Source organism: Clavibacter sp. CT19 (genome assembly GCF_027858075.1).
GTDB classification, from domain to species: Bacteria; Actinomycetota; Actinomycetes; order Actinomycetales; family Microbacteriaceae; genus Clavibacter; species Clavibacter tessellarius_A.
Window position 1 is genome coordinate 46517 of record NZ_JAQHYR010000009.1, and the last position, 19849, is coordinate 66365.

General features: G+C 73.0%; 15 protein-coding genes and 1 pseudogene. 13 read left to right on the forward strand and 3 right to left on the reverse strand.

All coding sequences use genetic code 11. The annotated features are described in order from the left end of the window. Positions 1-110 precede the first annotated feature (110 nt). The 7 genes and pseudogenes from zapE to PED38_RS11880 all read left to right on the forward strand — a co-directional run. Entirely contained in the window at positions 111-1175 is a 1065-nt protein-coding gene (gene zapE / locus PED38_RS11850; protein WP_270981436.1) for a cell division protein ZapE, read from the forward strand. Positions 1176-1426: 251 nt separating this feature from the next. Then, positions 1427-2713 carry an ammonium transporter gene (locus PED38_RS11855; protein ID WP_270981438.1) on the forward strand — a complete coding sequence of 429 codons (1287 nt, stop codon included), beginning with the start codon at positions 1427-1429 and terminating at the stop codon, positions 2711-2713. Positions 2714-2935: 222 nt separating this feature from the next. Further along, positions 2936-3775, forward strand: coding sequence for an aldo/keto reductase (locus PED38_RS11860; RefSeq protein WP_063071851.1), 840 nt, complete (start codon positions 2936-2938; stop codon positions 3773-3775). 208 nt (positions 3776-3983) lie between these two features. Then, positions 3984-4409 (forward strand): MarR family winged helix-turn-helix transcriptional regulator, encoded by a 426-nt coding sequence (locus tag PED38_RS11865; RefSeq protein WP_063071850.1) that lies wholly within the window; start codon positions 3984-3986, stop codon positions 4407-4409. A gap of 124 nt (positions 4410-4533) precedes the next feature. Further along, positions 4534-5331: a putative protein N(5)-glutamine methyltransferase gene (locus tag PED38_RS11870; protein ID WP_081235030.1), complete on the forward strand. Its 798-nt coding sequence runs from the start codon at positions 4534-4536 to the stop codon at positions 5329-5331. A 181-nt stretch (positions 5332-5512) separates the two neighbouring features. Then, positions 5513-6820 (forward strand): endo-1,4-beta-xylanase, encoded by a 1308-nt coding sequence (locus PED38_RS11875; RefSeq protein WP_254654530.1) that lies wholly within the window; start codon positions 5513-5515, stop codon positions 6818-6820. A gap of 223 nt (positions 6821-7043) precedes the next feature. Next, a pseudogene (locus tag PED38_RS11880) lies at positions 7044-7250 on the forward strand (universal stress protein); the annotation flags it as partial. Here the strand turns inward: PED38_RS11880 and PED38_RS11885 are convergent. Then, entirely contained in the window at positions 7234-7440 is a 207-nt protein-coding gene (locus PED38_RS11885) for a hypothetical protein (RefSeq protein ID WP_063071847.1), read from the reverse strand. The pseudogene PED38_RS11880 and the gene PED38_RS11885 sit on opposite strands and share 17 nt — an antisense overlap. A 484-nt stretch (positions 7441-7924) precedes the next feature. Here PED38_RS11885 and PED38_RS11890 point away from each other — a divergent pair, with 484 nt between their 5' ends. From PED38_RS11890 to PED38_RS11915, 6 genes are all read left to right on the forward strand, one after another. After that, on the forward strand, positions 7925-10633 hold the full coding sequence (locus PED38_RS11890) for a CBM35 domain-containing protein (RefSeq protein ID WP_442870659.1): 2709 nt from the start codon (positions 7925-7927) through the stop codon (positions 10631-10633). A 71-nt stretch (positions 10634-10704) separates the two neighbouring features. After that, complete coding sequence (locus tag PED38_RS11895; protein WP_063071846.1) at positions 10705-12867, forward strand: glycoside hydrolase family 36 protein; 2163 nt, start codon at positions 10705-10707, stop codon at positions 12865-12867. Next, positions 12864-14180: an extracellular solute-binding protein gene (locus PED38_RS11900; RefSeq protein ID WP_270981441.1), complete on the forward strand. Its 1317-nt coding sequence runs from the start codon at positions 12864-12866 to the stop codon at positions 14178-14180. Before PED38_RS11895 ends, PED38_RS11900 begins: the two co-directional genes overlap by 4 nt. A gap of 71 nt (positions 14181-14251) precedes the next feature. Next, positions 14252-15214 (forward strand): carbohydrate ABC transporter permease, encoded by a 963-nt coding sequence (locus PED38_RS11905; RefSeq protein ID WP_081235020.1) that lies wholly within the window; start codon positions 14252-14254, stop codon positions 15212-15214. A gap of 140 nt (positions 15215-15354) precedes the next feature. After that, positions 15355-16140, forward strand: coding sequence for a carbohydrate ABC transporter permease (locus tag PED38_RS11910; RefSeq protein WP_270981442.1), 786 nt, complete (start codon positions 15355-15357; stop codon positions 16138-16140). Between the two features lie 35 nt (positions 16141-16175). Further along, complete coding sequence (locus PED38_RS11915) at positions 16176-17192, forward strand: LacI family DNA-binding transcriptional regulator (RefSeq protein WP_063071844.1); 1017 nt, start codon at positions 16176-16178, stop codon at positions 17190-17192. Between the two features lie 61 nt (positions 17193-17253). Here PED38_RS11915 and PED38_RS11920 read toward each other — a convergent pair whose 3' ends face one another. Beyond that, positions 17254-17727 carry an NUDIX hydrolase gene (locus PED38_RS11920; RefSeq protein ID WP_063071843.1) on the reverse strand — a complete coding sequence of 158 codons (474 nt, stop codon included), beginning with the start codon at positions 17725-17727 and terminating at the stop codon, positions 17254-17256. Continuing rightward, positions 17724-19811 (reverse strand): S9 family peptidase, encoded by a 2088-nt coding sequence (locus tag PED38_RS11925; protein WP_270981444.1) that lies wholly within the window; start codon positions 19809-19811, stop codon positions 17724-17726. Before PED38_RS11925 ends, PED38_RS11920 begins: the two co-directional genes overlap by 4 nt. Positions 19812-19849: the final 38 nt, after the last annotated feature.

The window sequence follows — 19849 nt, forward strand, 5'->3', positions numbered from 1 at the left end:
GCGGTCTAGTCTGGGGGTCTTCCGCGGGCGCTCGGCGCGCGCGTAGACCACCATCCACGGTAACGGTTCGCGATGCGCGGGACCTTCCCATGACAGCCGGAGACCCACCTGTGACGAACATCGACACCGGATCCCGGCACCACGACGAGCGCGGCGCGGGACCGGGCGCGCTGGTCGGCCGGTCGCCGAGCATCACCGGCCAGGAGATCGCCGCGCACCTGGTGCCCCCGCGCCAGTTCGACGAGGCGCGGTTCGACACGTACCGGCCCGACCCCGAGTACGACACGCAGGCGCAGGCCGTCGAGGTCCTCCGCGCCTTCTCGGGCGACCGCGCCGGATCCCGGGGCGGGCTCTTCTCCCGGCGGAAGGCGCCGGCCGTGAAGCCCGGGGTCTACCTCGACGGCGGCTTCGGCGTCGGCAAGACCCACCTGCTCGCGTCCCTCTGGCACGCCATGCCGGGACCGAAGTACTTCGGCACCTTCATCGAGTACACCGCGCTCGTCGGCGCCCTCGGCTACCAGGGCGCGGTGGAGATCCTCCGCGGCGCGACGCTCGTCGCCATCGACGAGTTCGAGCTCGACGACCCGGGCGACACCATGATGATGACCCGGCTGCTCTCCGACCTCGTGGCCGACGGCACGCGCATCGCCGCGACGAGCAACACCCCGCCGAACGCGCTGGGGGAGGGGCGCTTCGCCGCGGCCGACTTCCTCCGCGAGATCCAGGCGATGAGCGACCGGTTCGACACGATCCGCATCGACGGCCTCGACTACCGCCGCCGCGCCTTCGAGGGCCACGCGGTGACGGTCGCCGACGCCGACCTCGACGCGCGGGCCGAGGCCGCGGGCTCCGGCGGGCGTGCGGTCACGGTCGACGGCTTCGCGGACCTCGTCGGGCACCTCGCCCGCCTGCACCCCTCGAAGTACGTGAAGCTCATCGAGGGCGTCGACGTGATCGCCCTCCGTGACGTCGCCCAGCTGACGGGCCAGACCGACGCGCTCCGCTTCGTCGCCTTCGTCGACCGCGTGTACGACGCGCAGATCCCGCTGCTGGCGACGGGGACGCCGTTCGACGAGGCGTTCTCCGCCGAGATGCTCGCGGGCGGGTACCGGAAGAAGTACCTGCGGGCCATCTCCCGGCTCATCTCGCTCACCGCCTCGGCCCGCGAGCTCTAGCGCACGCGCCTCCCGCGGAGCTGGGTGCGGGACGCCCGCGACGGCCTCCGAGGCCCCCGGTAACACGATGTTCACACGGCCGCCGCCCGTGTAACGCGCCCGAAACACGGCCGGCGAGCCCGCGAAACCTCGCCCCCGGACACTGGAGCCGTACCCGGCACCCGGCTCGCGCCGAACCCCCCGACCACACGGGCGGCCGCTCGCCTCCCGTCGGTGCGACCCCCTGCACGATCTACGAGAGGTGAAACACCATGGATCAAGGCAACACCGCCTTCCTCCTGATCGCCGCGGCGCTGGTCCTCCTGATGACGCCGGGTCTGGCGTTCTTCTACGGCGGGCTCGTCAAGGCCAAGAGCGTCATCAGCATGATGATGATGAGCTTCGGGGCCATGGGCCTCATCGGGCTCCTCTGGGTCCTGTACGGCTACGCCATCGCGTTCGGCAACGGTCCCGGCGGGCCGAGCGCCAACGACCGGTTCGTCGGGATCGACGGGGTCCTCGGCATCGACCTCGGCCAGCTCGGCCTCGGCGACGCCTACACCGCGGCCATCGGCGAGCAGACCACCGCCTACCCGACGCTCGCCTTCGCCGCCTTCCAGGCGACCTTCGCGATCATCACCGTCGCGCTCATCTCCGGCGCCATCGCGGACCGCGCCAAGTTCGGCGCGTGGATGGTCTTCGCGGGCGTCTGGGCGACGGTCGTCTACTTCCCCGTCGCCAGCTGGGTCTTCAACTTCAAGTCCGAAGGCGGCTCGGTCGTCGACGGCGGGTGGATCGCCTACAACGTCGGTGCCATCGACTTCGCGGGCGGCACCGCGGTGCACATCAACGCGGGCGCCGCGGCGCTCGCCCTCTCGCTCGTCCTCGGCAAGCGCGTCGGGTTCGCCAAGGGCATGCACGTGCCGCACAACCCGCCGTTCGTGCTCCTCGGCGCCGGCCTCCTCTGGTTCGGCTGGTTCGGCTTCAACGCCGGGTCCGAGCTCGCGGCCGACGGCCTCGCGGCCGTCGCGTTCCTCAACACCATCGCGGCGCCCGCCGCGGCCATCCTCGGCTGGCTCGTGGTGGAGAAGATCCGCGACGGCAAGCCGACCTCGGTGGGCGCCGCATCCGGCGCGGTCGCCGGCCTCGTCGCCATCACCCCGGCCTGCGCCTCGCTGTCGCCCATCTGGGCGATCGTGCTGGGCCTGGTCGCCGGCGCCGTCTGCGCCGTCGCGATCGAGCTGAAGTTCAAGCTCGGCTTCGACGACTCGCTCGACGTGGTGGGCATCCACCTCATCGGCGGCCTCATCGGCACGCTCTACATCGGCATCTTCGCCACGAACGTGGGCCTCATCTACTCGGGCACCTTCGAGCAGCTCGGCAAGCAGGCCCTCGCCGCGTTCGCGGTGCTGATCTACTCCTTCGTGCTCTCGTACGTCATCGGCACGATCATCCAGAAGACCATGGGCTTCCGGGTGAAGAACGAGGACGAGATCGCGGGCATCGACACGATCGTCCACGGCGAGGAGGGCTACGTGCTGGAGACCTCCGGCCGCTGATCCCGCTCCGCGCCACCCGACGGGCGCCGCTCCTCGCGAGAGGACGGCGCCCGTCCTCGTGCTCGGGACGCGCCGGGCGCGCGGTCTCCTGTTCGCCAGCGCGGAGCCCGCCGTCCCCCCGGTCGTCGGGACGCGAGCCGGGCGTACGGTGGATGCACGCGGGGAGCCGAGCACGACGGCGCCCCGCCCCCGTGACCATCGAGACGAAGAAGACGAGAGCACATGGCATCCCCCCTCATCACCCTGAACAACGGCGTCACCATCCCGCAGCTGGGCTTCGGCGTCTTCCAGACCCCGCCCGCCGAGACGCAGCAGGCCGTGGAGCGCGCCTTCGAGGCCGGCTACCGCCACATCGACACCGCCGCCGGCTACTACAACGAGGAGGGCGTGGGCGCCGCCATCAAGGCGACGGGCATCCCGCGCGAAGAGCTCTTCATCACCACCAAGCTCCGCAACGGCGACCAGGGCGCGGACAGCGCGCGCACCGCCTTCGAGGACAGCCGCCGCAAGCTCGGCGTCGACGCGGTCGACCTCTACCTCATCCACTGGCCCTACGCCCGCCACGGCCTGTTCGTCGAGACGTGGAAGACCTTCGAGGCGCTGCACGCCGAGGGCCTCATCCGCGCGATCGGCGTCTCCAACTTCCTCGAGAAGCACCTCGAGCAGCTGGCCGCCGAGACCGACGTCGTGCCCGTGGTGAACCAGATCGAGGTGCACCCGACGTTCCAGCAGCACGACCTCTCCACGTTCTCGGTGGAGCGCGGCATCGAGGTCGAGGCGTACAGCCCGCTCGGCCAGGGCGCCGACCTCGAGTCGGAGATCGTCACGCGCCTCGCGAAGGAGCACGACGCCACGCCCGCGCAGATCGTGCTCGCCTGGCACCTCGCGCAGGGCCGCATCGTGATCCCGAAGTCGGTGACCCCGGAGCGCATCGTCGCCAACTTCGAGAGCATCGAGGTCGAGCTCTCGATCGAGGAGCTCGCGGAGATCGACACCCTGGAGTCGGGCACGCGACTCGGCGCCGACCCGGACACCGCGGACTTCACGCAGTTCCCGTCCTGATCCGGCCGCCGGACCCCGGCGACGCCCCATCACCCCGACGCCCGCCCGGCCCCGGCCGCGGCGGGCGTCGTCGTCCCGCGTCGCATTCCGGATCCGCCCTCGTGCGGGGCCCCCGCCGGCGCTACCGTGAGCATCACGACATGACACCCGCCGCCCACCCGCAGCCGCGGGGTCGACGCGCGAGCGGTCACGCATCCGAGGAGCACCCGTGACCGACCCGACCGAGCCGCACACCCGGCTCGCGCACGCGCTGAGCGCCGTGACCGAGCGCATCGACACGTCCGTCGACGCCAGCTGGGACGGCCTCACCGGCGTGCAGATCCTCATCCTGCGCCGCCTGGCCGGCACCGAGCGCATGGACCGCACGTCGCTCGCGCTCGACACCCGCACCGCACGCGCGGCCACCGTCCCGAGCCTCGCGAGCCTCATGCAGAAGGGCTTCGTCGTCGAGTCGCAGGACGCCGCGGGATCCTTCCTGCGCCTCACCGACGGCGGGCGCCAGCTCCTCGCGGAGGTGCACCTCGCCCGCGCCGAGTGGCTCGTGCAGGCCGCGGAGCACGCGCACCCGCCGGTGCGCGGCGAGGAGCTCCTCCGGGTCGCCGCGCTGCTGGATCACCTCGGCAGCGACGCCTGAGCGTGCGGCGACCGTGACGACGCCGGACGACGCCCGCCGCGTCGACGCTCCCGGCCTCGCCTCCCTCGTGCTCCGCCTCCGGGCCGCGGGATGCGTCTTCGCCGAGGAGGAGGCCGAGCTCCTCATGGCCGCGTCCGTCGAGCGCCACCCGGATCCGGCGCGCCCCACGGACCCCACGGCCCCGTCGATCCCCGCGACGCGCGGACTCCTGGCGGCACGGGCAGCGGAGCTCGAGGCGATGGCGACCGCCCGCGTCTCCGGCGAGCCGCTCGAGACCGTCATCGGCTGGGCGGAGTTCGCCGGGCGGAGGATCCTCGTCGACCGCGGAGTCTTCGTCCCGCGCCGCCGGACGGAGCGGCTGGCCCATGCCGCCGCGGCGGCGGCCCGGGGGAGACGGCGACCCGTCGTCGTCGACCTCTGCTGCGGATCCGGCGCCATCGCCGCCGTGATCGCCGACGACGTGCCCGGCGCCGTGGTCCACGCCTCCGACGTGGATCCGGTCGCGGTCGCCTGCGCGGCCCGCAACCTCGAGCCGCGTCGCGCGACCGTGCACCGCGGCGACCTGCTGGACGCCCTGCCGGACGACCTGCGGGGCCGGATCGACGTCCTCGTCGCGAACGTGCCGTACGTGCCGCGTGCCGCGCTCGCCCTCATGCCGCCGGAGGCCCGCCTGCACGAGCCGGAGGCGACGCGCGACGGCGGGCCCGACGGGCTCGACGTGCTGCGACGCGTGGCGCGGGGGAGCGGCCCCTGGCTCGCGCCCGACGGGATCCTCCTCGTCGAGGTCGCGGACGCGCAGCTCGACGACGCCGTCGCCGCGTTCGCCGATGCCGGGCTCGAGGCGCGGGTGGAGCGGATCGACGCGCCCGAGGACGACGCGGACGACGGCACCCGGGTCGTCACCGGCCGCCGCCCGCGCTGACCAGGCGGCGGACCGGCCGACCCGCCGGCGACACGCGACGGCGACGGCGACGGCGACGGCGACGGACCGCCCGCATCCGTGACCCGCCGCCGATCTCGTTGGCACCTGTCAACAAGCCGCGCGGCGTCGGGGCGGTCCTGCCTAGAGTCCCTGTGTCCCATCCATCGCACGAGAGGCACCAGTGACTCCCCGTCCCATCCGCTCCACCCGCTCCGAGGCGTCCGTCCGCGTGACGCCGTCCCACCCCGATCCCGAGCTCCGCCGCCGCCGACCCCGCCGCGGCCTCGCCGCCGTCGCCGCGGCCGCCGCCGTCCTCACCGCGGCTGCCGTCGGCGTCCCCGTCGCCTCCGCCTCCGCGGCCGCCCCCAGCACGCCCGTCCCCGGCATGCAGGTCCCCGCCCTCAAGGACGTCCTCGGCGACGCCGGCATCGAGCACGTCGGCGTGGCCATGGGCAGCGGTGAGGTGCAGGGCACCTCGTCCGACCTCATCGCCCGCCACTTCAACGCCATGACCCCGGAGAACGAGGGCAAGGCCGACGCCATCCAGCGCGTCGAGGGCCAGTTCGACTTCTCCGGCATCGACCGTCTGCTGGACTTCGCCGACGCCCACGGCATGAAGATGTACTTCCACGTCGACTTCTGGATGCCGCAGACGCCCGCGTGGTTCTTCCTCGACAACGGTCGGCCGCTCACGAACAGCCCCGCCGACCAGGCGCTGCTGAAGGCGCGCATGGAGGCCCACGTCAAGGCGATCTCCGACCACATCGCGTCCCGCTACCCGAACGGGAACAGCCCCATCTGGGCCATGGACGTCGTCAACGAGGTCATCGACGACGGCCCCAACGCCAACCCGCACCACATGAAGGACACCCGCTGGTTCCAGGTGCTGGGCGAGGGCTTCGTCGACGAGGGCTTCCAGCTCGCGAAGAAGTACTTCCCGGGCGTCAAGCTCTTCATCAACGAGTACAACACCGACTCGCCGAGCAAGCGCACCGACTACCTCGGACTCATCTCCGCCCTCCTGAAGCGCGGCATCCCGGTCGAGGGCGTGTCGCAGCAGAGCCACATCGGCCTCCGGAGCGACATCGAGGAGCTCCGCACCACTATCCACGCGGTGAAGGCGATCGACCCGAAGCTCCTCGAGGCCGTCTCCGAGCTCGACGTCGGCGCCTCGCAGGCGGCCGCGACCGGCGACAGCCAGAATCGGAGCCACACGGCGCCGGTCTACTCGAACCCGGACGACACCGCCGCGGCCGTGGGCTGGGTCTACAAGGACCTGTTCACGATGATCCGGCAGGAGGCCGGGAACCTCGACTCGGTCACCTTCTGGGGATCCGACAACTCGCACACCTGGCTGCACAGCCCGGCGATCGACCAGCCCTGGGAGCAGCCGCTCCCGTTCGGGACCAACCAGGAGGCGATGCCCGCGTACTGGGGCATCGTGAACCCGGGCCTGCTCCCGGCGCGCCCGCCCCTGCCGAAGGGCTGATCACCGCCCGACACCGCAGCGGCCCCCGTCCTCGCCGAGGACGGGGGCCGCTCCGCGTTCGTCGCCTCATGCGACGAAGGTCTTCGAATACCTTGCCCCCGGGGGAGGGGGGCCTACGTTGCGAGAATCCGACACCGAAGTCGGAACGCATGGAAGGTGTTCGACGATGAGCATTCCCCGCACCACCGCGTCCGCGCTCGCGGACGTCCGTCCTCCCCGGGCGGGCAGCCGGGGCCACGGCGGCTTCGTCGGGCTCCTCCTCGGATCCGTCAGCTCCGCCTGCGCCGAGCACGCCGCCTGCCCCGTGCTGGTCATGCACGCCCCGCTCGTCGAGCACGAGGACCCGGTCAGCGCCGGCGCGGAAGCCCTCGGCGACGGGAGCCGCGCATCCGACGCGCCCGCGCCGTCGCTCGTCACCACCCGGGGCTGAGCCGCGCGTCGCCTCGAGCGCGGCGGGGGAGGGCGAGATGCTCCCCGCCGCGCGCGGGCATGCTGAGGCCGGCGACCGCGATGACCGTCCTGCGGTCGCGGACGTCGTCGACGCAGCGCGTGAAGTTCTCGTCGCCGTCCATCGCGGAGCGGCCCGGCCGGGAGCGCCAGCGCAGTGCACGCAGCGTCACGAGGTGGTCGCCACCATCCGGTGCCGGTCGCCTCGCAGCGCGCCGTGGCCGCAGCGCGCCGTGGCTGCTGGGGCCGCTGGGGCCGCTGGGGCCGAGGAGGGCGGTCCGGTCACCCCAACCGAGCCGCGACTACGCCTCATATGACATAATGTGCATTATCAGCGGTGTTGATCAGGGCGAGAGCGGGTTGAGCCAGCCTGCCTCGTGAACTCCTGATGCCCGGCCACACGGCTCCTGCGTCACGCCATCGCTTCGAGGCCGACGCGCTTGGTGGACGTCGTTCGTCGGGACGTCGTGTGCCACCCCGCGCGGTCGCCAGCCGAGCCGCCCGCCGGGACACCGCGTCGTGCGACGCCGGCCTGCGGCCATCCAGGTGAACACCGGCGCAAGTTCCGTGAAAGCGCTTGCGCACCTCCGCGTCATCGGACATGATCCGTGACAGCGCTTTCACGGAGTCGTGATGGCCTAGAGGAAGTACGAAGGAGTGCACACGTTGTCGAAGTCCACCCGGTCCCCTCTCCGACGGGCGCTGCTCGGCTGCACCGCAGCCGCAGGCGCGCTGTCGCTCGCGCTGTCCGGCGCGTCGCTGGTCGCATCCCCCACATCCGCATCCGCCGCGACCAGTCGCGTGGCCGTCGACTTCGGCACCAGCACCGGCGCCTTCCGCGGCGGTGCGACGGGCACGCTGTACGGGCTCGGCGACGACGGATCCCCGTCGCCCGCCGTCCTCGCCGGCGCCCACGTCACCAACACGTCGCAGAAGCCGCCGCAGGGTACCCAGCACCCCAATGGCGACGCCCTCGACGTCGAGCACGGCTTCTTCTCCGCCGGCGGCAAGGACCTGTACGTCTACCTCCAGGACGAGTACCCCGACTGGGCCTACAACGGCGGCAAGCGCCCCGGGGACGCGAACGGCGACGGCGAGTGGGACTACCTGCCCCTGCTCCGCAAGGCTGTGGAGGCCGTGGCCACGAAGTCCGAGCACCCCGAGAAGTACGTGTTCATCCCGTTCAACGAGCCCGACGGCGGCAACTGGTACCCCGACTGGGCGAACCAGAAGTCGCAGTTCCTCGCCGACTGGTCTGCCGCGTACGACGCGATCCAGCAGATCTACGCGGCGCACGGCCTCGGCAAGGCGAGGATCGGCGGTCCCGGCGACTCGGTCTGGCGCGCCGACCGCAGCCGCGACCTGCTCGCGTACGCGAAGCAGAGGTCCGAGCTCCCCGACGTCTTCATCTGGCACGAGCTCGGGACCCAGAACCTCGCCACATTCCGCGGGCACGACGACCAGTACCAGGGGATCCTCCGCGACCTCGGCCTGCCGGACATCCCGGTCGACATCACCGAGTACGGCATGCTCCGCGACATGGGCGTGCCCGGACAGCTCGTCCAGTGGCTCTCGATGTTCGAGGACCGCAAGGTCGACGCGCAGACCGCCTACTGGAACTACGCCGGCAACCTCTCCGACAATTCCGCCCGGAGCAACGGCGCCAACGGCGGCTGGTGGATGTTCAAGTGGTACGGCGACCTCGCCGGCAGCCGCACGGTGAAGGTCACTCCCCCGAAGGCCGACGTCGCCGACACGGTGCAGGCGATCGGGGCCCGCGACGACGCCGATGGCAAGGCGACCGTGCTCGTCGGCGGCGGATCGTCCGACATCGGCCTCGACCTGACCGGCCTGGATCCGGCGAGCTTCGGCACGAGCGTCGACGTCGTCGTCCGCGCCGCGCGGCTGAACGGCGCCGAGGGCCTCTCCCGGCAGCCCCCGGTCGTCCTCTCGACCCGCGCCGCGCTCGCCTCCGGCGCGACCACCCTCACCATCCCGAACAGCGACAGGTACTCCGCCTACGAGGTGCAGATCACCAAGCCGCTCGCCCAGCGGCCCGCCGTGGACTCCTCGCTCGTCAGCAGCGTGGAGGCGGAGGCCACCGCGCTCCACGACGCCACCGTCCAGGCGCAGGATCCCACGCGCGAGTGGTCCTTCATGGCCTCCGGCGGGAGCGACGTCGGCGGGTTCGACCAGGTCGGATCCTCGGCCACGTGGAACGTCACCGTGCCCCGTGACGGGACTTACCGCCTGTCCGTGCTCGCCGGCGCCGGCCAGGCACCCGGACAGCACGCGCTCTTCGTCGACGGAGCCTTCGGTCAGCTCGTGAAGTACTCCGCCGACCTGTCCTCCACGTACCGGGGCAGCACCGACGTCCTCGTCCCGCTCCGCGCCGGCACCCACTCGCTCTCGCTCCGGGCGAGCCGCGACGGGACGACCCGGCTCCCGGGGAGCGCCGTCACGCTCGACCGCTTCGAGCTGCGCGACGCCACCGATGGCGAGCCCACGACGTATCCCGCGACCGAGGCCCGCCTCGCATCCGGCGCCCGCCTCGTCTACCAGCAGCCCCGCGCCGCGGCGGACGGCGGTGCCCGTCTCGGCGGATCGGCATCGGCCTCGTTCTTCGTCTCCGCGGCCGAGAGCGGCTACCACGACGTCGCCGTGCGGTACACGACCGAGGGCGCGTCCTCGCTCGGGCTGAGGGTCGGCGACCGGTCGGTGCCCGCAGGCAGCGTGGCGGGGGCCGGCGCGTGGAGCACCACGGTCCGCGTGTGGCTGACCCAGGGCGTGAACGAGATCGGCGTCTCCTCGTCGACGGGGGTGACCGTCACCGACATCACGACCACCCGCGGCTCCAGCCAGCGGGCGGCGGACACCGCGCCGGGGAACGCCGTCCGCGTCGAGGCCGAGCAGCTCGCCCGCGCCGGGGCCACGGCGATCCGCACCCTGCCGGCGTCGAGCGGGTCGAACGGCTCGGCCGACGCGCAGAGCGCGGTCGGCGTCCTGGGCAGCCTGGGCGGCGGAGCGGGCAACACGGCGACGATGACCCGCCCGTCCGGGCTCGGGGCGGGCGACTACGTCCTCACCCTCTCCGCGGCCAACGCCGACAAGACGGCCGCGATCAACTACAACCCGCAGGTGATCAGCCGCTTCGTCGACGTCTCCGAGGCCGGCGGAGCCCGAGCGCGGGTGACCGTACGGCACGACTACTCCTGGAGCAGCTTCTGGGACTACGCGCAGCCGGTCACCCTCACCACGGCGGGCGGCGCGCTGACCCTCGGCAACGCGAGCGCGTACGCCCCCGACATCGACACGGTCACGCTCGCCAAGCAGGCCGTCGGCTCGCCCGTCACCACCTCCCGCTGACGCCCGCGCCGGCCGGCGACCGCGAGGCCGCCAGCCGGCTCCCCTCCCGTCACGCGGGACGAAAGGACCCCATGACCCTCGACCCCCTCCTGCTCCCCCGGGACGATCGGACGACGTCGCAGCCGCCCGGCGAGATCCGCTGGAGCACCCCCGGCCTCACCCTCGAGCTCGCGCACGGGGACGCGCCCGTCCGCCTCGCGGGCGCCCGTGCCGCGGGGGTGGAGGTGCGCATCCCCGGGGCCATCCCGGTGACGGACGTCCTCGCCGCCGGCCATGGGCGCACCCTCGTCGGATCCCGCCTCGTGCAGTCGCGACTCGGCACGACCCTCCGGCTCGCCCACGCGCGCACCACGCCGGACGGCGGCCTGGACCTCGTCTCCGACTCCCCCGACGGGATCCGGAGCACCCTCCACCTCCGCGCCGCGGGGCACGCGGCGTTCAGCGCGTCCACGACGATCGAGAACACGGGAGACGCGCCGCTCACGCTCCACTCCGTCAGCTCCTGGGCCCACGCCCTCGGATCCCGGGACGGCTCGCTCCCGACGGCCGACGCCTGGTCGCTCCTCCAGGGCCGCAGCGACTGGCTGGGCGAAGGGCGGTGGACGACGACCCGTCTGCGCGACGAGCTGCCCGCCATCCACCAGGACCTGACCGGCCACACCCCGCGATCGGCCGTCCGGCGCACCTCGCAGGGCACCTGGTCGACCGGCGGCGCGCTCCCCCTCGGCGGCGCCGTCTCCGCCGCGGGCGGGATGACGTGGCTGTGGCAGGTCGAGAACAACGGGCCGTGGCGCTGGGAGGTGGGCGAGCACGTCGACGACGTGTTCGTCGCCCTCTCCGGCCCCACCGACGTCGACCACCAGTGGCAGCAGCCGCTCGCTCCCGGGGAGGCCTTCACGACCGTGCCGGTCACCATCGCCCTCGGAGCCGACCTCGACGCGGCCGCCGCCGCGCTGACGCGCCACCGCCGCGCGACGCGGCGAGCGCATCCGGACGACGCACGCCCCGCCATCGTCTTCAACGACTACATGAACACCCTCGACGGCGATCCCACGACCGAGAAGCTGCTCCCGCTCGTCGACGCCGCTGCGGCGGTGGGAGCCGAGGTGTTCTGCATCGACGCCGGCTGGTACGACGACGGAGGCGACTGGTGGCCGAGCGTCGGCGCCTGGCAGCCGTCGCGCGTCCGGTTCGCGGGCGGCCTCGCCGAGGTCACCGACCGGATCCGCTCCCACGGGATGGTCCCGGGCCTGTGGCTCGAGCCCGAGTCCGTCGGGGTCCGGAGCCCCGTCGCCTCGTCCCTCCCCCACGACGCGTTCCTCCAGCGCGCGGGCCGACGGATCCAGGAGCAGGAGCGGCTGCACCTCGATCTCCGCCACCCCGCAGCGCGCGCCCACCTCGACGAGGTCGTCGACCGCCTCGTGCGCGACTTCGGGGTCGGCTACTTCAAGCTCGACTACAACACCGACCCCGGCGCCGGGACCGACGTCGACGCCCCCAGCGCCGGCGCGGGCCTGCTCGGCCACTCCCGCGCCGTGCTGACCTGGCTCGACGGCGTCCTCGACCGCCACCCCGAGCTCGTCCTGGAGGCCTGCTCCTCCGGGGCCATGCGCGCCGACCCGGCGATCCTATCCCGCGTCCAGGCGCAATCCACCTCCGACCAGCAGGACTTCCTGCTGTATCCGCCCATCGCGGCGGCGGCCCCCCTGTCGATGCTCCCCGAGCAGGCGGCGAGCTGGGCCTACCCCCAGCCGTCGATGACGGAGGAGGAGTCGGCTTTCTGCCTCGTCACGAGCCTGCTCGGCCGCTACTTCCTGTCCGGGTACCTCAACCGGATGGACGGCGAGCAGCTGGACCTCGTCCGCGAGGCCGTCTCCGCCGCGCGGTCCCTGCGTCCCGAGCTCGTCGACGCCGTGCCCTCCTGGCCCACCGGGCTGCCCGGATGGGAGGACCGGTTAGTCAGCGCCGCGCTCTCCACCGACCGCGTCACCCTCGTCTCGGTCTGGGACCGCGGCGACGCGGACGGGGAGCAGGCGCTCGCGCTCCCCGCGCTCCGGGGCCGGGAGGTCTACGTCGACGTCGTCTTCCCGCGGCGGCTGGCCCGGTGGCCAACCCGGTGGGACGCCGAGGTCGGCACGCTCACCGTCCGCTCCCCCGCCGGCTCCGTCGGCGCACGCACGTTCTCCCTCACCCCCCTTCCCCCGCATCACCCCATCTCGAAGGACGACCGATGAAGCTCACCTGGAAGACCGGCGCGACGGCACTCGCCCTCACCGCCGCCCTCGCGCTCACCGCCTGCAGTGACCCCGGAGCGGGAGGCCCCGCGGCCGGACCCGTCACCTGGCCGGCCGAGGACGCCAACCTGACCGGCACGACCCTGACCATCTGGGCCGCGCAGAACAGCACGAAGACCCCCGACAGCGTCGTCGCGGGCTTCGAGGCGGCGACCGGCGCGAAGGTCGAGGTGCAGACCATCCCCGATCCCTACGAGCAGGGGGTCCAGACCAAGGTCGCGACCGGCGACGAGCCCGACCTCGCCTTCTGGCAGCCCACCGCATCGAGCCTCACGGCGCTGAACGCGAAGCAGCACCTCCAGCCCCTCGACGGCGCCCCGTGGCTCGGCTCGTACGCCGCGGACTACGCCGGCATCACCGGCGTGCTCGACGACACGCGCTACGCCGCCCTCGTCTCGACCCCCGCCGTCGAGGGCGTCTACTACAACAAGCAGGTCCTGGCCGACGCCGGCATCACCACGACCCCGACCGGCTGGGACGAGTTCCTCGCCGACGCGCGCGAGCTCAAGGCCAGGGGCGTCACGCCCTTCTTCGAGATGGGCGGCGACAAGTGGGCCACGCAGTGGTGGGTGTCCGTCGCCCTCGCCGACGCGGCGAAGGGCGGCCTCTGGGACCGCGTCGACTCCGGGAAGGAGAAGTTCACCGATCCCACCATCCAGGACGCCATCGACGGATACCAGGGGCTCGTCGACGAGGGCCTGTTCAACTCCGACATCCGGACGGCCACCTTCGAGGACCAGGGCGACGCCCTCCTGTCCGGCCGCGCCGCCATGGTCATGCAGGTGAACAGTTTCTTCACGCAGCTCCAGGCCAAGGCCGACACCGCGGAGCTGAACGAGAAGATCGGCTTCTTCCCCATCTCCCCCACGGGCAACGTCGCCACCTTCATCCCCGACCAGAGCGACGCGCTCGTCGCGTTCCGCACCGGCGACGCGAAGCGGGAGGCCGCCGCGCGCCAGTTCCTCTCCTACTGGATGGGCGAGGGCTACCCCGCCTTCGTCCAGGACCAGTCGACCGTGCCGGTCCTCACGGGGGTGGACACCCCGTCCGACGTACCCGAGGCGCTCCGGGCCGCGGCCGCGTCCGTCCCCGACGCCGTGGGATCCATGCAGGTGCTCGCCATCGCCAACCCGGACCTCTACCTCGACCTCGCCGACATGCTGCAGGGGACGATGACGCCCCAGGAGGTCGCGGAGGCCACCCAGCGGCAGTTCGCCGCGCTCGCCAAGGCGCAGGGCGCCACCGGCTTCTAGCCGCCCCTCCCCTCCGCACGTCCCCGGGGCGGCCGCGCGCCGCCTCGTCCCCGCATCCTCGAGGAGCCCCCATGACCGCATCCCCGACCGCACTCCGCGCCCCGACCGCGCGGCCATCGGCCACCCCTCCGCCCGCCGCCGGCCGACGCGGCGGGACGACCCGCCGCCGGTCACACGACCACCCCGCGTGGTTCCTCGTCCCCGCCCTCGTCGTGCTCGTGGTGTTCTTCCTCATCCCGACCGCCTTCGACTTCGTCTACGCGTTCACGGACTGGTCGAGCTACAAGTCGAGCATCGCGTTCGTCGGCACGGACAACTTCGCCTCCCTGCTCGCCGACGGCAGCCTCGTCGGAGGCCTCCGGATCACGCTCGTGTACGCCGTCCTCGTGGCCGTCCTCCAGAACCTCTCCGGGCTGGTGCTCGCCCTCGTCCTGGAGGCGGACACCCGCGTGAACCGCATGGCGCGCGTCGCGTTCTTCGTCCCCGTCGTCATGTCCGCCCTGGCCGTCGGCTACGTCTTCCAGGCGCTCCTCAAGCCCGACGGCGCAGTGAACGCGATCCTCGGCGCCGTCACGGGCACCCCGGTCACGACCGCATGGCTCGGCAGCACCACCTGGACCATCGTCGTCGTCGCCCTCATCCACGCGTGGAAGTGGATGGGCCTCTCGATGCTCATCTACCTCGCCGGCCTCAAGACCATCAGCGGCGACGTCCTCGAGGCCGCCCGCCTCGACGGCGCCGGCTGGTGGGCCACCTTCCGCACCATCCGCTTCCCGCTCCTCGCGCCCGCGGTCACGTTCAACGTCGCCACCTCGCTGCTCGGATCCATGAACGGCTTCGACGTGGTGCAGGCCACCACGGGGGGCGGCCCGGGCGGCACCACGGAGCTCCTGGACATCTTCATCTTCCGCACCTTCGGGCAGGGGCTCTTCGCCCAGGCCACGACGATGAGCCTCGCGCTCTTCCTCATGGTCGCGGTGCTCGCCTTCCCGGTCATCCGCATCCTGCGCACGAGAGAGGACGTGCTCTCGTGAACGTCTCCGCCGCCGCCTCCCCGACCCTCGGGGCCCCGTCCGACCCGCGAGCGTCCTCGGCCGCCGGGCGGCCGGGCGCGGACGCTCCGCGACGGCGGGGCGCCCGGCGGCCTCGACGTCCGATCCTCCAGCCCCTCGCGGTGATCGCCCTCGTCGTGATCCTCCTGGGCATCCCGTTCTGGATGGTCGTCGTCACGGCAGGCAAGGACCAGGCCGAGGCGCTGCGACCGGACCTCGCACCGCCCTCCCGGTGGCAGCTGCTCGAGAACGTCGCCACCGTGGTCGCCGACGGCCGCATGCTCCCGGCCTTCCTCGGCAGCCTGCTCGTCATGGTCCCCTCGGTGCTCGGGGTGCTGCTGCTGGGATCCATGGCCTCGTGGGTCCTCGCCCGCCGCTCGAGCCGCGTGATGGCGGTCGTCTACGCCCTGTCCATCAGCGGCATCGTGCTCCCGCCGGCCGTCGTCACGATCGTGCTGCTGCTGCGCCAGATCGGGCTCGCGGGCACGCCGGAGGGCATGATCGGCGTGTACATGGGCATGTACCTCTCGACAGTCGTCTTCTTCGTCACCGGATTCGTCCGCACGATCCCGGTCGAGTTGGAGGAGGCGGCCCGCGTCGACGGCGCCGGACCCGTGCGCGTGTTCGTCCGCATCATCCTGCCGCTGCTCGGTCCGACCCTGGCCACCGCGACGATCCTCATCTGCCTGTACGTCTGGAACGACGTCTTCTACGCGCTGTTCGTGGTCGGCGGGCGTCTCGACACCCTCCCGCTCAACCTCTTCCAGGTCGCCTCGAGCGGGCTCTACCTGCAGAACTGGCACCTGATCTTCGCCTACGTCATCGTGATGAGCCTGCCGCTGCTCGTCACCTTCATGGTCATGCAGCGCAAGATCATCGCGGGCATCACCAGTGGCGCCGTCAAGTGACCGCCGCGGTCGTCCCGCCATATGGTGAGGGGATCATGCCCACCGTCCCCGCCGGCCGACCCGCCAACCTCGACGACGTCGCCCGCGTCGCCGGCGTCTCCGCGCCCACCGTGTCCCGGGTGATCACCGGCGCCGCGCGCGTGAGCGCCGAGAAGACGGAGCGGGTGCGGAAGGCGATCCAGGAGCTCGGCTACCGCCCGAACCCGGCCGCCCGGGCGCTGGCCAACGGGCGGTCCCGGGTCATCGCCGTGCTGTCCGGCGGCACCTCGCGCTACGGCTACGCCGAGACCCTCCGCGGGATCGAGGTGAGCGCACGCGCGTCCGGGTACCTCGTGAGCATCACGGTCGTCGACTCGGTGGACCCGGAGGAGGTCGGCACGGCGGTCGACTTCGCGCTCCAGCAGGCGGTCGCCGGCGTCGTCGTGCTGAAGTTCGACCCCCAGGGCGTCGCCGCCCTCGCCGCCGTCCCGTCGTCCCTGCCCACCGTCGCCATCTCCGGCGAGATCGCCGCCGCCGTCCCGCAGGCCGTCATCGACGAGGCCGCGGGATCCGCGGCGCTCACCCGTCACCTGCTCGAGCTCGGGCACCGCACCGTCCACTACGTGCGCGTGCCCCCGTCCGGCAAGGAGGACGGCCGCACGACCGGGTGGCGCCGGACCCTCGCCGAGAGCGGCATCGAGGAGCCGACGATCCACGACGCCACGTGGGAGCCGGCGTCAGGCCGCGCGATCGGCCGACAGCTCGCCCACGAGGACGTGACGGCCGTCCTGTGCGGCAACGACGAGATCGCCATGGGCGTCATCCGCGGCCTCGCCGACGAGGGCCGTGCCGTCCCAGCCGACGTCAGCGTCGCGGGCTTCGACGACCACCCGATCGCCCAGCTCTTCTCGCCTGCCCTCACGACCGCACGCCAGGACTTCGCCGCCCTCGGCACCCGCGCCTTCGGGCAGCTGGAGTCCCTGATGGCGGGAGAGCCGACCGCGCCGCTCACCACGGACGAGGCGGTCGTCGTCGCGCGCGAGAGCACGGGGCCGGCCCCGCGGCGTCGCTAGCGCTCCCCGCCGGGCGGGACAGGCGACGGCGTCGCGCGGAGGGAACGCCCTCCGGGCCGCATCACGACCGGGTGGACAGCACCTTGCGCGCGACCTCGACGAGCTCCGCCGGCTCGACCGGATCCTCGGTCGACGCCAGCTCGTCGAGCGTGAACCAGCGGTGCGCGTGGATGTCGTCGAACTCGTCGGGCATCCAGTTGTCCGACACGGGCGCGAACGCCTCCGTCCGCACCAGGTAGAACGTCGAGTGGCCGACGTCGAGTCCGCCGTCGATCCGGTTGCGCGCGTAGTCGTGCTCCCAGACGGGTTCGCCCACGGAGTCGACGCGCATCCCGGTCTCCTCGAACAGCTCCCGGCGCGCCGCGACGGCCGGCGTCTCGCCCGGGTCGATCCCGCCGCCGGGCGTCAGCCAGCGCGGCGGCAGGTCCACGTCCGTGGAGTAGTTCGTGAGGAAGAGCAGCAGGCGGTCGCGCTCGTCGACGAGCAGGATCCGCGCGGTGTCGCGGACGTGCCGCACGACCTCGCCGTCGCTCATCGGGTGCCTCCGCCGACGGGCAGGTGCCGCGCCCACCACTCGAGGATCGCCTCGAACCGCTGCACGCGGTGCCGCGGGCGACCCGAGCGGCTCAGCTCGTGGTCCTCGCCCGGGAACACGAGCATCTCGGTCTCGACGCCCGCGCGCACCAGCGCGAGGTGGTACCGCTCGGCCTGCGACAGCGGGCAGCGCAGGTCGTCCTCGGAGTGGACGACGAGCGTGGGCGTGCGCACCTGGGGCGCGGACGCCTGCGGGCTCTGCGCGCGACGCGTCTCCTCGTCATGGCCCGTGTACTCCTCGCCGAAGAACGTGCCGATGTCGGACGTGCCGGTGAAGAGCTCCGGGTCGAGGAAGCCGCGCTCCACGATCGCGCCCTGGAAGCGGTGCTCGTGCGCGATGGTCCAGGCCGTGAGGTAGCCGCCGTACGACCCGCCCATGATGCCGGTGCGCGATCCGTCGAGGGACTCGTGCACCGCGATCGCGCCGTCGAGGAAGTCGAGCACGTCGTGCATGTCGACCGTGCCCATCCGCTCCTTGATGACGCGTCCGTGCGCCTGCCCGTACCCGGCGGCGCCGCGCGGGTTGCACAGGAGGACGGCGTAGCCGGCGTCGGAGTAGACCTGCGCCTCGTCGAACAGGTGCACGCCGTAGGCCGCGTACGGTCCGCCGTGGATCACGAGGAGGACCGGGTGCGGCCCCTCCCCCTCCGGCAGCACGACCCAGCCGTGCACGGGGTATCCGTCGCGGCCGTCGACCACGAGCTCGTGCAGCGGACGGATGCCGCGCTCGCGGAGCGAGGCGGAGAAGTCGGTGAGCGGGACGAGGGCCGAGCTCGCGTCGGGCGCGCGGTCGTCGCGGACGAGCGCGAGGTCGCCGTGCGTGCGCGGATCCGTCAGGGAGACCACGATGGTCGCTCCCCCGACGCCGACCCCCGTGACCTCGACCTGGTCGTCGACGAGGGCCTCGACGGCCCCGTCCGTGTCGACGCGCAGCAGCTGCACGGTCCCGCGCGAGGCGTTGAGGACGAGCACGGCGTCCCGGTCGAGCACGGTGATGTCGCTGCCGCCGAGATCGGTCGTCTCCGCGTCCGTGAGGACGCGCGGGGCGGCGTCGCCGGGATCGAGCACGTAGAGGGACGTGTTGCGCGCGACGAAGTCGACGCCGCTCTCCCCCAGGTCTTGGGCGAGCAGGAAGACGCGGCCCCCGGCCACGGCGACCGCCTCGCCGATGCCCAGCCCGGCCTCGTGCGAGACGACCGTGCGCACCTCGGCCACGCCCGACGGGGCCGCGCCGCGGGCGGGCACCGCCACGGCGTAGGCGCCGGCGAGCAGGTCGTCGTCGCGGCTCTCGTGCCGCGAGGCGACGAAGAGGACCTCGGACCCGTCGGCGGAGAAGCGCGGGGATCCGTGGTCCACCGGCTCGTCGGTGAGCCGGACGACGGGCGGCACCCCGGCGCGCTCGGCGGCCGACGGCGTGGCGTCCGCGCCCGTGCCGCGCACGGCCGGATCCGCGGCGTCCGGGTACCCCGACGGCACCGCCGCCGCGAACGGCTCGGCGTCCAGGTCCGGGACCTCCACGAGGTGGAGCTGCACGTGCCGGTCGGTCGACCAGCCGAGCCCGTTGGCGAGGTACTTCGTGGTCGTGATCCGCCGGGCGGGCTCGGCCGCGGAGGAGACGCCCTCGACGCTCCCGTACCGGCCGGGCTCGGCGACACGTGCCGCGTACACGATGCGCGTCCCGTCCGGCGCCCAGTCGTACGCGCCGACCCCGAGCAGCTCGTCGGTCACGGCGACGGGCTCGCCGCCCGAGGCGCGGACCACGTGCAGCTGCGGCGGGCCCTTCGGCTCCGCGCGCAGGAACGCCAGCACGGCGCCGTCGGGCGACAGGCGGGGCGCCGTGTCCCGGAACCCGCGCGTGATGCGGCGCGGCGGCACGGATCCGTCGGTCGCCACCTCCCACAGCTGGCCGGTGTACGCGTCGGCATGCACCCGCGGCCGCGTCACGGACGCGATGGCCAGGCGGCCGTCGGGCGAGACGGCGGGGCGGGAGACGGAGGTGAGGAGGTCGAGATCCGTGGTCTTCATCGCCCCGAGCCTAGCCCGCGCCCGCCGCCGGCCACGGG

Coding starts and splice junctions, on each gene's coding strand:
- PED38_RS11855 (WP_270981438.1), top strand. CDS start 1,427: ATGGATCAAGGCAACACCGCCTTCCTCCTGATCGCCGCGGCGCTGGTC.
- PED38_RS11860 (WP_063071851.1), top strand. CDS start 2,936: ATGGCATCCCCCCTCATCACCCTGAACAACGGCGTCACCATCCCGCAG.
- PED38_RS11870 (WP_081235030.1), top strand. CDS start 4,534: ATGGCCGCGTCCGTCGAGCGCCACCCGGATCCGGCGCGCCCCACGGAC.
- PED38_RS11895 (WP_063071846.1), top strand. CDS start 10,705: ATGACCCTCGACCCCCTCCTGCTCCCCCGGGACGATCGGACGACGTCG.
- PED38_RS11900 (WP_270981441.1), top strand. CDS start 12,864: ATGAAGCTCACCTGGAAGACCGGCGCGACGGCACTCGCCCTCACCGCC.
- PED38_RS11905 (WP_081235020.1), top strand. CDS start 14,252: ATGACCGCATCCCCGACCGCACTCCGCGCCCCGACCGCGCGGCCATCG.
- PED38_RS11915 (WP_063071844.1), top strand. CDS start 16,176: ATGCCCACCGTCCCCGCCGGCCGACCCGCCAACCTCGACGACGTCGCC.
- PED38_RS11920 (WP_063071843.1), bottom strand. CDS start 17,727: ATGAGCGACGGCGAGGTCGTGCGGCACGTCCGCGACACCGCGCGGATC.
- PED38_RS11925 (WP_270981444.1), bottom strand. CDS start 19,811: ATGAAGACCACGGATCTCGACCTCCTCACCTCCGTCTCCCGCCCCGCC.